The 11,642-nt window shown below is 69.0% G+C and carries 10 protein-coding genes and 1 pseudogene; 3 read left to right on the top strand and 8 right to left on the bottom strand.

The window, feature by feature from the left end; genetic code table 11:
• The 3 genes and pseudogenes from D7V77_RS36025 to D7V77_RS36015 form a co-directional block, all read left to right on the top strand.
• A pseudogene (locus D7V77_RS36025) lies at positions 1-252 on the top strand (hypothetical protein); the annotation flags it as partial.
• Positions 253-400: 148 nt separating this feature from the next.
• Entirely contained in the window at positions 401-781 is a 381-nt protein-coding gene (locus D7V77_RS36020; RefSeq protein WP_120580792.1) for a helix-turn-helix domain-containing protein, read from the top strand.
• 28 nt (positions 782-809) lie between these two features.
• Positions 810-1,295, top strand: a complete 486-nt coding sequence (locus D7V77_RS36015) for a cupin domain-containing protein (protein WP_120580791.1) — start codon at positions 810-812, stop codon at positions 1,293-1,295.
• Between the two features lie 3 nt (positions 1,296-1,298).
• Here the strand turns inward: D7V77_RS36015 and D7V77_RS36010 are convergent, their stop codons facing one another.
• From D7V77_RS36010 to D7V77_RS35975, 8 genes are all read right to left on the bottom strand, one after another.
• On the bottom strand, positions 1,299-2,012 hold the full coding sequence (locus D7V77_RS36010; RefSeq protein WP_120580790.1) for an immunity 52 family protein: 714 nt from the start codon (positions 2,010-2,012) through the stop codon (positions 1,299-1,301).
• A gap of 12 nt (positions 2,013-2,024) precedes the next feature.
• Positions 2,025-3,374 (bottom strand): restriction endonuclease fold toxin 5 domain-containing protein, encoded by a 1,350-nt coding sequence (locus tag D7V77_RS36005; protein ID WP_120580789.1) that lies wholly within the window; start codon positions 3,372-3,374, stop codon positions 2,025-2,027.
• 89 nt (positions 3,375-3,463) lie between these two features.
• Positions 3,464-6,313 carry an Ig-like domain-containing protein gene (locus D7V77_RS36000; protein WP_120580788.1) on the bottom strand — a complete coding sequence of 950 codons (2,850 nt, stop codon included), beginning with the start codon at positions 6,311-6,313 and terminating at the stop codon, positions 3,464-3,466.
• Positions 6,314-6,572: 259 nt separating this feature from the next.
• On the bottom strand, positions 6,573-7,376 hold the full coding sequence (gene epsA / locus D7V77_RS35995; RefSeq protein ID WP_120580787.1) for an exopolysaccharide biosynthesis glycosyltransferase EpsA: 804 nt from the start codon (positions 7,374-7,376) through the stop codon (positions 6,573-6,575).
• A 10-nt stretch (positions 7,377-7,386) separates the two neighbouring features.
• The gene (gene epsB / locus D7V77_RS35990) at positions 7,387-9,543 is read right to left on the bottom strand and encodes a GH44 family glycoside hydrolase EpsB (RefSeq protein ID WP_120580786.1); all 2,157 of its coding nucleotides are present in this window, start codon (positions 9,541-9,543) and stop codon (positions 7,387-7,389) included.
• Positions 9,544-9,609: 66 nt separating this feature from the next.
• Entirely contained in the window at positions 9,610-10,146 is a 537-nt protein-coding gene (epsC, locus tag D7V77_RS35985) for a serine O-acetyltransferase EpsC (protein WP_169822113.1), read from the bottom strand.
• Positions 10,147-10,151: 5 nt separating this feature from the next.
• Complete coding sequence (gene epsD, locus D7V77_RS35980) at positions 10,152-11,189, bottom strand: exopolysaccharide biosynthesis glycosyltransferase EpsD (RefSeq protein WP_120580784.1); 1,038 nt, start codon at positions 11,187-11,189, stop codon at positions 10,152-10,154.
• On the bottom strand, positions 11,186-11,642 hold a 457-nt coding region (locus D7V77_RS35975), incomplete at its 5' end, for a hypothetical protein (protein WP_120580783.1). The genes D7V77_RS35975 and epsD, both read right to left, overlap by 4 nt.

The following is an 11,642-nucleotide window of genomic DNA, read 5'->3' as shown; positions in this document are numbered from 1 at the left end:
CTGCTGGACGCGATGCTGCCGTTGGACGGGCGGGGGCGCTGGGAGTTCCAGGCGGCGGTGGGGATGCTCTTCGGCATCTTCGTGTGGCTGGTGAACTTCCAACTGCTGGGGCGCGGCTACTTCCCCTGGTTCCTGAGCGTTCCGCAGTTCCTCCAGATTGTGTGGCACGCGGTGTTCCTGGGGCTGCCCATGGCCCTGCTCTTCACCGCGGCCGAGCGCCGGCGCGCGCCCGTGCCCGAGCCCACCCCCTGAGAGGGGCAGGATGGGCGTTTCATAGGGGACGTCCCGGGTCGGATGGGGGAGGCGGAAAAAACGCCAGAGGTAAGGTGACATGACCCGACCTTCAGGGTTATGCCCAGCGCCCGGTGCCATGGAGGCGCTTCGCACCCGGGACAAGGGCATGGACACGGAACTGGCGGGAATCCTCGGCGCGGCGGCACGGAACGTGCGGGTGAAGCTGGGTCTGACGCAGGCGGACGTGGCGGACCGCATCGGCATGGCGTCGGAGGTGTATGGCCGGCTGGAGCGTGGCCACATGCTGCCGAGCGTCCAGAACCTGCGCCGTCTGTGCGTCGTCCTGAACATCCCGCCGCATGACCTGCTGGGGTTGGGTGAGGAGTTCGCGGCGCCGCCGCCGAAGGAGAAGCCCCGGGTGCGGACGGAAGAGGACGTGCCGGAGATGCGGCGGCTGATGCGCAACCTGCGGAGGCTGACGCCGGTGCAGTTGAAGCTGATGAACCTGGTGGCGTCCGCGATGCAGCAGCAGAAGAAGAAGCCCTGAGGGGACGTGGCGTTAGACTGTGCCCACCATGGTTGAAGAGCTGGTGCGGAGGCTGGACCTCAAGCCCCATCCCGAGGGCGGCTACTACCGGGAGACCTACCGCGCGGCGTTCCAGGTGCAGACGCTGCGGGGACGCAGGTCCGCGGGGACGGCCATCTACTATCTGTTGCAGCGGGGGGAGTTCTCCGCGTGGCACCGGGTGGTGGGCGCGGACGAGCTGTGGCTGTTCCACGACGGAGAGCCGCTGGCGTTGCACCTGGTGCACGAGGACGGCCGGGTGGAGTCCCCGGTGTTGGGCCGGGACGTGACGCAGGGCCATCAGCCGCAGGTGCTGGTGCCGGCGGGGGTGCTGCAGGCGGCGGAGTCGCTGGGCGCGTACACGCTGGTGGGCTGCACGGTGTCGCCGGGGTTCGAGTTCGCGGACTTCGAATTGCCGGAGGAGGAGGCGCTGGTGGCCCGCCACCCGGCGCACGAGGCGCTGCTGAGAAGGTTCTCGAAGGCCGGGCGGCGGTAAGGCTCAGGTGCCCCAGGGGCGAAGCGGGGTGAGCAGCCCCGCCGCCTGGAGGCGCGCCTGGACGTCGGCGGCGAGGGCGACGTGGGCGGGGTTGGAGACGCTGAACTTCTCCTGGGTGAGGGTGATGAGCGTGCCCCGGTCCGGGATGTGCTCCACCTGGACGGAGGAGGGCAGCGGGGGCACGGGCCCGCGGAAGTCGGCGAGGTAGGTGACCCAGCCGACGTAGGTGTCGGAAGAGGGCGCTGCCACGAGGTCCCGGTGCTGTTCAGAGGTCGCCAGGGCGAACTCGGGTTTCCATGCGAGCGCCATGGCACGCACCACGCGGGCCATGACGGGCGCGGTCAGCACCCGCTCCGCGACCGGGCCTCGGGCTGGCGGTTCCAGGACACACACCGAGTTCACATGAGGGGATGAGCTCCCGCAGAAGCCGTTGACTGCGGAGGTCTCATCCTCGTTCTCGCCCGCCCAGAGCCAGAAGTTGGAGCTGTCGAGAGACCGATTGCTCTTCCGGCCGAGGAGCTTCGTCAGGGTCGGTGCATCCGTCTGGACCTGAAGCTTGCGAGCCTCTTCGTACGAGTCCGCCGCTTCATGCCAGCGGTTCCATGAAGGCTCGAGCGGGCCGAGCTCCCGGAGGAAGGCTTCCAGGTGCCGGGCGCAGTCCTCCACCGGTTCGGGCCGGGCCAGCCAGTAGCAACCCGCGTAGTAGGTCTCGGTCATGGCTCGGACTCCTCAAGGGACGGGAGGCAATGGAGAGATGTGCACGACTTCAATCTTGAAACGGAGACGGCTGAAAGCCGCACGGAGGAAATCCGCAAAGGGTTGCTCCGCCACGATCCAGCGGATGCGCTTTCCTCCCGCCAATGCCAGCTGACGCCGGGCCTGAGCGCGAAGTCCATCGAACCCAGTGAAGAACTTCTTCATCTGCGCATCATTCTCAAGGAACTTCGCGTAGCCCTCGCCCTTGGCCTCCAGCAGCAAATCGTCGACCAGGTCGTAGCCGTCGAAGTCGACCTCTTCGTCTCCTACCTTGACCCGGTACGCGGACCCCTTCGGCGCTCCAGTCACCTGGGCCTGATAGTCGCGGGCTCGATTGGACATCGCCTCATTCACCTGCACCCACTTGCCTGGGCCTCCGCTGCTGCTCGGAAGAGGCGGGCCCATCGTGGCCATGGCCACCGCCGTGGACGCGAGCGTCACCTCCACCACGCCGTCCACCACTGCCACCGCGCTCACGTCCAACACGCGCGCCGGGTTGAAACCCGCCTGTGTCGAGCCCAACCGCACCGCGTCCGGGAAGCGCGGCATCAAAGAGAGCGCCGACGACAGCCCCACCGTCACTCCGTGACTCACCAACATCGTCACCGCGAGCACGAAGACGCGCGCCACCTCCGGCCCCAGTGCCTGCGCGAAGACCTCCGCTGCCTCCTCCAGCTCCTGGAACGTCTGAGCCCTATCCGTCGCATCCTTCAGCGCACCGCACGCGCGAACCACAGCAAGGAACGACTGCACGCCCACGTACGCCAGGAACACGGCGGCAATCACCGCCGCGGCCTTGGTGAACACAGGCTCCGGAGCCGCGGCCAGCACCACCCAGGACGCAATCGCTCCCGAGACCACGGACACGAAGAACTCCGGATTCAGCGTGTCCTGCAGTGCGGCCCCGATGCTCGCGCGCAGAGGGTCCAGCGACATGCCCACCGCGAGCGTCAGCCGGTCCAACTCACCGAAACCCGCCCCATTCTCCAGCAACGACAGACAGTCCCCCGGAGCCTCATGCGCCCGGCACCACCGTCCGTACCCGTCCCGCAGCATGAACCCGAATCCCAGGTCCAGCTGCGCTCCCTTCTTCGCGACCGTGCGCACCACCCTCGGTGACCGCACCGTCAGCGGCACCTCCAATACCAATCGCGCCAGCGCCGCCTCGAAATCCCGAGCACTGACCGGCACGCGCCGGTCCCAAGTCTCCGGCGCATACGTCGTAGTCCCCCGTTCCGTGCGCAACCGCACCGTGGGCCCGCTGGCGCAGCCCGTGAGCAGCACGAACAACAACATCCACACGCCGGCCCTGTGCGCATTCATAGCGACAAGCATGCGCCCCAAAGACAACGGGGCGGAAGGCCCGTGAGGACCCTCCGCCCCGAAGGGGCACCGCCGTCAACGACAGACGGCTAGTTGTTCTTCACCGTGAAGCTGAAGCTCTGGATGACGAAGTTGTCCACCGAGTCCGTCATCCACACATCCACCGTGTGCGTGCCATCCAGCAACTCATGCGTGTCCAGCGACGCGGTCCACGTGCCGTTCGACTGGAGCGTGCCGGCGCGGATGCCCGACCCGTCCCGCGTGAACGCCACGTTCTTGATGCCGCTCAGCGCATCCGTCACCCGCGCGGTCAGCGTCACCACGCCACCCACCGTGCCGCCCGGAGTCGGCGTCACCATCGTCGCCGTGGGCGCCTGCGTGTCGTAGCGCACCGTGCGCGTCACGCGCGTCGTGCGGCCCGCCTCGTTCGTCGCGTCGATGGTCAGCGTGTTCACGCCCGACGCCAGCGTCACCGACGTCTGGATTTCACCGCCGCCGCGCGGCAGTTGGAACTGCTGGCCGCCAAGCTTCACCGTCGTCGCGGACACGGACGACACGCGAATTACATACGGAAGCGAGTTGTTCGCACGCGGCCCGAACGTGGCCCCGTCCGCCGTGTCCGTCGTCACCGTGGGCGAGCCGGAATCCACGAACACATGCACCACGGCTTCCGTCACGTTGCCCGCGGAGTCCGTGGCGCGCACCAGGATACCCTGCTCGCCGAAGTTCGGCAGGCTCACCGGGTGCGTCACCGAACCGGTGCCGAACTCCAGCAGCGTGGTGTTCACCCACTGCGTCTCCACGCGCGTCGGCGTCTGCTCGTCAATCTGGCTGATGACATCCACCAACCCGCCCACCACCTGGCCAGACACCGGCGACTGGATGGTGATGACCGGCGCCACGCGATCCACCGTCAGGTTGATCTGCTTCGTGGTGACACCGCCCAGGTTGTCGCGGCCCGTGAGCTGGATGATGTTCGGCCCTTCCACCAGCTCCACCGGCACGTAGACCAGACCGCCGCTCAGCTCGGGGTTCACCACCACCGGGGCGCCGCCGTTCACGATGAACGCCGCGTAGGTGATGAAAGCGCCGTTGGTGGCCGGCTTCACGAAGCCCCACGCGTTCAGCGTCGTCTCGCGGAGGAACGCGGGCTGGTTGCCCATGATGACCTCCGGCGCCGTGTACGGATAGGGATTGATGACCAGCGTCTGCGCCGCCGTGCTGCCCAGCAGGTTCGGGCTGGCCGGCTGCAACGTCACGCCGGAATACACCGCACGGTAGTCCTGCGCGCCCGTGGCGGACCACGTGTCCGTCGCGATGGTCCAATTGAGGGAGAACACGCCGTCGCCGTCCGCGTCGTCATCCGCGCCAATCGCAACACCCGCCACGAAGAACGTCACCACGCCCTTCTTCGACCCCGTCACCACGGCGTTGGTCGACGCATTCCGCACCCGCGCGGACAAGGTCGCCTGATTGCCAATGGTCACGCTCGCGTTCGCCGCCGGAGAGAGAATCGTGGTCGTCGTCGCCACGCCCGTCACCGGAGGCTCCGGCGGCGTGTACGTCCGCACGCGAGCCGACGCCGACACGCCCGCCGCGCCACCCGACGCCGCCGTCACCGTGACCTCCGACAAGAGCGACGGCAGCAGGTTCGCAGGCGCACGCACCGTCACCGTCACCGTGGACTCCGCGCCGGAGGCCAGGAACACCGTGGGCCGGCTCAGCGTGGCCGTCCAGCCCGGCAGGCCGCCCGCGGTGCTCAGCGTGTACGTGTCCGCCTGGTAGCCGTGGTTCTTCACCTTGAGGGTGTAGGTCGTCTCCTTCGGCTCCAGGTTGGGGATGGAGAACATCTTGGTGTCCTCGCCCACCACGGACACCTCCACGCTGAAGTCGCCGAAGCACGCCAGGCCCAGCGACGCGAACGTCGTCGGGATGTCCCGCGCCGGGGACGCCGGCTCCCAGCCACCGTCCGCCGCCTGCTTCGTCTTCAGCCACTCAATCGCGTTGAACAGGCGCGCGTTGCTCGCCGGCTCCTTGCCCGCGAGGCACAGCGAGTACACGGCGATGCCCGTGGCGAAGTCGTCGGACGCGTCCGTCGGCAAACGCCCCCAGCCCTTGCCGCTCACCGAGGGCATCGCGATGAGCTGGTTCGCCAGCGTGTTGATGGTGGTGGTGTTCACGCCATTGGCGCCCGGCCCCGCGGCCTTCAGGCCCACGATGGCCCACGACTTCTGGAACGTGTACGGCATGCCGTCGTCGAAGACGCCCGTGGTGGCCGTGTTGATGTTGGCCCGCAGGTACGCGGCCGCCTTGTCGATGGCCGCCTGGTACTGCGCCGCCTTCGCCGGGTCCACGCGCTGCTTCGCCTGCGCCAGCGCCACGATGTATCGCGCGGTGATGGGCACGTTGCCGTGGTTCACCGGCGTGCCGCTGTGGTCCTCGTTCCACCGGCCGCTGGACTGCTGCATGCCCAGCGCCCAGTTGGCCGCCATCACCAGCGCGCTGCTGTACTGCGTGGACACGTACTGGTCGAAGCCCGCCAGGCCGAACGACGCCCAGCCCGTCTTGGAGTTCGGGAACGAGGACCCCTGATACAGCCAGTGACCGGAAGGCAGCTGGTCCGTCTTGATGCGCGCCGTGATGGCGTCCAGGTTCTGCTGGAGCGTGCGCCCGTTGGTCGCCGCCTGCGCCATGTTGTAGCCATTGGCCTTGGCGCTCGACAGGCCGAACACCGCCGCGCCCTGGCGGTGGCACGCGATGCAGTTCTCGTGCGTGGTCCAGTTGGCCACGTCCGCGCTCAGGAATTGGATGGCCTTCTGCGTGGCCTCCGTGTTGGTGGCGGCGGCGGCCGGGAGGCTGAAGGCCGACAGCACCATCACCGCGAACGTGACGAGTCGCGCCGCCCAACGGGGCGACGAACGGGATACGGCTGATGACATGAGGGAACGTCCAGGGGCCTACGGGTGGGCACACCCGGACGCGAGGCTCAGGGCCCCCAGCGCACACCCCGGCCCGTCCACCCGCGCCTCACCTCCGCGCCCCGGTGATCCGAAACCCGCGTCCGGCTGGAAGAAGCACCCCGCGAAAGGCGTGCGGGGCTAGAATACTCAAGTTTGGCTGTAACTGTCCAGGGAGGGGCAAAGCGCCCAAGCCTTAGAAATCAAGGACATACGGCCAGTCGTGCGAGTCCCTAGGGACTCAGCCTTCCTGTGAACCGCGAGTGCGCTTCCACAGCTCGCGCAGCAGGATGATCCCGAACTGGGAGTCATTGAGGATGTACCGGCGCCACAGGCGCTTGGGCTCGTGGGTGAGGCGGTAGAGCCACTCGAAGCCGGCCTTGGCGATCCACTCGGGGGCGCGCTTGGCGGTGCCGGCGATGAAGTCGAACCCCGCGCCGATGCCGATGGCCACCGTGGGCCCCAGCTTCTGGGCCACCTGGGAAATCCAGACCTCCTGCTTCGGGCTGCCCAGCGCGACGAAGAGCAGGTGCGGGTCCTGCTCCCGGATGCGCGCGACGATGGGATCATTCTGCGCGTCGCCCGCGTCCAGGTTCACCATGGGCGAGTCCCAGCCCACGACCTCGATGCCGGGGTACTCCGCCTGGAACTGCTTGCCCACCTTCTCCGCGACGCCGGGGCCCGCGCCCAAGAGGAAGATGCGCCACTTCCGCTCGGCGCCCATCTTCACCAGCGGGAGGATGAGGTCGGAGCCGGCGATGCGCTCCGGCAGGGACACGTCCAGCATGCGCGACGCCCAGACGATGGGCATGCCATCGACGACCGAAATGGTGGCCTTGGAGTACGCGTCGCGGAAGCGCGTGTTCGTCTCCGCGAGCACCACGTGGTCCACGTTGGCGGTGAAGACGTAGCCGCCCTGGTGCGCGTCCACCAGCTCGCCAATGGCCGTGATGGCCTCCGGGAACGTGAGCTGGTCGATGGTGAGCTGGCCGATGTTCAGGCGCGGGCGAGGGGAAGCGGCGGCGGGGGCGTGTACGGTGGTCAAGGCGTCGTCTTCACTTCACCGTGAGGTCCAGCACGGTGATGGAGTAGGGGGGAAGGCGCTGCGACAGGGTCTGCTCGGCCTGCTTGCCGGTGGCCTGTTCGGTGAAACCGCCCGGCGCGCCCGAGTAGCCCATGACGCGCACGGTGTTGAGCGAGCCGCAGCCCTTGAACTCCAGCTGGGCCTGGGCGGCCTGCTCGGGGTCGAAGTTGAGCAGCACGGCGGTGAGCTTCTTGCCGGAAGCATCGCGGGACGCGAAGAGGCTGGTGCCTTCCGCCGCGGTGGTGGACAGGCCGTTGTCCTGGAAGCGGCCGCCCCGCCCGTCGAAGTCGCGGTACGCGCGGAACGCCCAGAACGTGGGGCTGTTCTCCGCGGGGTACTGCCAGAAGAACGCGGACGTGAGCCCCTGCTGCCCGAAGCGGCCCAGGGCCTCCGCCTGCGCCAGGCCGCCGCTCATGTGCTTCATGGCGCCGAAGTTGTACTCGCCAATGGACATGCCCCGGCCGGGGTAGTTCTCCGAAATCCACTGCTTCACACGAGGGATCAGCTGGATGGGCTCGGCGATCCAGGACTCGTCCTTGTAGGTCGGATCCCACAGCGCGCGGGTGGAGCGGATCCGCCGCGCGTTGGTGTCGGGGTCGGTGGCGCCCTCCAGGCCCAGGCCCACGTTGGTCTGCGGGTAGAAGTGCACGTCCACGACGTCCAGCAGGCGCACGCCGGTCTTCTTCTCGTGGTCGCGCAGCTCGCGCAGGTACCAGGGCAAAAGGGGCACGTCGCCGTGCGCGCGGCGGTCCGTGTACGGCGGGCGGCCGGGAGCGAAGTCCGCGGCGGACCAGAAGTAGTTCGTCCAGCCCCACTCGGCGGGACCGGCGATGACCGCTTCCGGATCCGCCTTCCGCACGGCGGTGCCGTACTCGATGGTGCGCTTGAGCAGCTCGTCGTAGGTGAGCGGCTCAGGGTGCACGTCCCGGTGCGTGGAGCTCCAGAGGGCGGGCTCGTTGTCCAGGATGTACATGTTCACGCCGCGCCTGGCGGCCTTGAGCGACTTCACCCACTCGGAGATGAACTCCGGCGGGGCCTGCACGCTGGTCGTCGTGGGAGCGCCGGGGACCAGGGGCGTGCCGTCGCGGCGCACGCCGTTGCCGCCCGCGGGGTCGGTGTCGTCCTGGGCCTGCTGCGGGCCGAAAGAGGACACCGGGAAGCCCACGGCGGACGTGTCCTTGGCCACCCAGCCGATGAGCGGCAGCGTGAGCGCGGACTGGACGTTGTTCTTCCGGTTGGACTCCAGGAAGTCATCCGCGCCGAAGCCCAGCTGCACGTTGCGGAAGTACCAGTCGTTGCCGGTGTTCCACGCGCGGCCCAGCTTCCAGTTGTAGCGGGACGTGGGGTTGCCGCCCCAGCGGCGGATGGTGGCGCCCAGCTTCCACTGGTGCGTGTCCGTCGTCTCCTTGTTGCCGTCCAGCGCGATGCCGTAGATGAGCGGGTTGATGGGCTTGGACGGCGCGGAGCAGTCGATGATCATCTTCGACTCGCGGCCGTCGCCCCGGCCCATGCGCCCGCCACCGGCCGCGCGCGCGGCGGCGACGTCAGGCGACAGCGGCACCAGGGCCACCTTGTCGAAGAGCACCCAGTCCCGGCCTACCTCCTTCGACGCGCGCAGCACCAGGCGGTCGAAGGGCTGACTGCGCGGGTTGAGGATCTCCATGGGCACGACGACCTCCGCCCACTCGCGGTCCTTCTTGACGATGAACTCCGGGCTGATCCGCACGTGCGGGAACGTCGCGGCGCCGGGGGCGTCCAGGCGCACGTCCAGGAACTCGCCGTAGGACTCCGGGGCGGTGAAGCGGAAGCTCAGCGCGCCATACGCGCCCGGGAGCTTGGGCCGGTAGAGGATCCACCCGCCGTAGTTGAACATCCGCAGTCGCGCGGGCGCGCCCTTCGGAAGTTCGCGAGGCGCCCAGCCGATGTCCTTCCATCCGGCCTGGATGCCCCCGTCGTACACGGCCACCGTGTCCGTGGCGGCGGGCTGCGCGGCGGGCGCCGCGTCCCCAGCAGCAGCAGCACCCTTCGTCGAGCCCTGCTGCGCCATGGCCACGCCCGCGCCGCCGCCCAGCACCGCGCAAGTGAGGATGACGGTCCGCTTCCACCGTCCGTGCTTCGTCTCTGCCATGACCTTCCTCAACGCATCCCCCGGAACGAACCCGGTACAGCGGATCAACGAACGACGGCGCGACGGTTACAGCGGGACCTCGTCCAGGTCCTTGCGCGGGAAGATGCGCGCGGGGATGCCCACCGCCACGCTGTCCGGCGGCACGTCCTGGAGCACCACGGCGTTCGCGCCAATGCGCGAGCGAGCGCCAATGCGCACGGGGCCGAGGATGCGGGCGCCCGCGCCAATCCAGACGTCATCCTCGATGGTGGGGTAGCCGTTGTCCTTGGCGGTGCCCACGGTGTTGTTGCCGTAGAAGCGCACGCGGTCGCCGATGCGCGCGTCCCCGCCGATGACGACGCCCAGGCTGTGCACGAAGTACACGCCCTTGCCCAGCGTCACGTCCTTGCCGATTTCGATGCCCATCACCGCCGTCTGGGCCACGCGCAGCACGTGGTTCACTAGCGGGATGTGGAAGGCCAGCGCCGCCTCCCGCGCGCGGTTGAGCGCGGTGATGCGGTACGAGTCGCTGGTCAGCACCACCTTGGCGATGGACTTCGCGTCCGTCGTACCGGTGGCCGCCTTGGCCATCTCCAACGCGTCCGAGATGAGGGCTCCGAACATGGCTTTCATCCTTGGGGATTTCCCCGGCCCTGCAGGTAGCGAGCGAGGCCCTTGGCGACGCCCACCCAGCCGCCGGCCTCCGTGCGGGCCCCGCGCAGGTACTCCATGCCGTACGCCACGGAGGTGCCCGCGTACGCGGCGCCCGTGAGCCCCAGCTTGTCCGCCACGCTGGAGGCCTTCACCACGGCCTCGGTCAGCCGGCGGGACGCTTGCGGCGCCACCACCGCGGAGGCGAGCAGCGGGCGCGAGAGCAGGTTCGTCTCGAAGAAGAGGCGCCAGGGGTTCACGCCCTTCACGTCCGGGTGCTTCACGGAGACGTGGGTGTCGAACATGCCGTAGCGGTGGGCGCGGCGGATCCACTTCTCGAAGCTGACGTGGTCGCTGCCGTGCAGCACGTACGCATCCGGCGCGAAGAGGAACGCGCAGCCAGCCTTCTCCAGGCGCACGCCCAGCTCCACGTCCTCGGACTGGCCCAGCGTCTTGTCGAAGCCGCCCACGCCCACGTAGTCCGCGCGGGGGAAGGACACGTTGCCGGTGTACAGGTGGTTGCCGCGCGCCTTCACTCCGGGGACGGACAGCTCCTCCGCCATGCGGTTGTTGAGGTGCGCGTACCAGCGCTCGAAGAGGGGCATCTCCCCGATTTCGGGATCCGGCCGGATGCGGCCCAGCACCACGTTGCGCGAGCCCTGCGGATGGTGGGCCAGGTGGCGCGCCAGGAAGTCGGAGGCCACCTGCATGTCGTCATCCGTGACGAGCACCGTGGCGCCCCGAGCGGCCAGCACGCCCCGGTGCCGAGCGGCGGCGGCGCCCGCGTTCTGCTGCACCTCCACGCGCAGGGTGTAGGGCAGCTTGAGCTCGGAGAGCGGGCCCTTCACGTCGGAGGCGGAGCCGTCGTCCACCACCACCACCTCGAACTCCTCGGGCGGCAGCGTCTGGCCGGCCAGCTGCTGGAGCAGACGGGTGATGAGGGGCAGCCGGTTGTACGTGGCGATGACGACGCTGAGCCGGGGGGCCGGGACAGCGGGGGAGTCGGAAGGGCTCATGGCGTCTTCTTCTTCTTGGCTGCGTCAGCGGCGGCGCGCTTCTGCCACCACTTCTTGGTCGGACGCGGGAAGGTGACGCTGCCGGCGAAGCGGTCCTCGCCCACCAGGGCGAGGGTCTTCTGCGCGGAGCCGAAGTCCGTCTCGCCCAGGGTGACGACCAGCAGGGCGGTGTCCGCGGCCAGGGCCAGCGGCAGGCTCGCCGGGTGGGTGAGGAGCGAGTCGATGACCACGATGACCCGCTCCCCCTGCTCCACGCGGCGGCGCACCTCCTGGACCATGCGCGGGGCGCCGGCGGGCTCGATGCCGGTGGCGTCCACCAGGCGCAGGGGAGGTTCCGGGTAGGGCGCACCGGCCTCCATCAGGGCCTGGGCCGCGTCCTGCGCGGGGGCACCGGGATGGGCGGGGACGACCACCAGGTAGTTCCAGGCGCGGCGGTCCAGCGCGAACCACAGC

Source organism: Corallococcus sp. CA041A (assembly GCF_003612075.1).
GTDB classification, from domain to species: domain Bacteria; phylum Myxococcota; class Myxococcia; order Myxococcales; family Myxococcaceae; genus Corallococcus; species Corallococcus exiguus.
Note: the sequence above shows the minus strand (reverse complement) of the source record. Positions and strands in the feature narration are given on the sequence as shown.

What these genes read in the sequence shown, in the direction of transcription:
- D7V77_RS36020 (WP_120580792.1), top strand. Translation starts at nt 401, where the DNA reads ATGGACACGGAACTGGCGGGAATCCTCGGCGCGGCGGCACGGAACGTG.
- D7V77_RS36015 (WP_120580791.1), top strand. Translation starts at nt 810, where the DNA reads ATGGTTGAAGAGCTGGTGCGGAGGCTGGACCTCAAGCCCCATCCCGAG.
- D7V77_RS36010 (WP_120580790.1), bottom strand. Translation starts at nt 2,012, where the DNA reads ATGACCGAGACCTACTACGCGGGTTGCTACTGGCTGGCCCGGCCCGAA.
- D7V77_RS36005 (WP_120580789.1), bottom strand. Translation starts at nt 3,374, where the DNA reads ATGAATGCGCACAGGGCCGGCGTGTGGATGTTGTTGTTCGTGCTGCTC.
- D7V77_RS36000 (WP_120580788.1), bottom strand. Translation starts at nt 6,313, where the DNA reads ATGTCATCAGCCGTATCCCGTTCGTCGCCCCGTTGGGCGGCGCGACTC.
- epsB (WP_120580786.1), bottom strand. Translation starts at nt 9,543, where the DNA reads ATGGCAGAGACGAAGCACGGACGGTGGAAGCGGACCGTCATCCTCACT.
- epsC (WP_169822113.1), bottom strand. Translation starts at nt 10,146, where the DNA reads ATGTTCGGAGCCCTCATCTCGGACGCGTTGGAGATGGCCAAGGCGGCC.
- epsD (WP_120580784.1), bottom strand. Translation starts at nt 11,189, where the DNA reads ATGAGCCCTTCCGACTCCCCCGCTGTCCCGGCCCCCCGGCTCAGCGTC.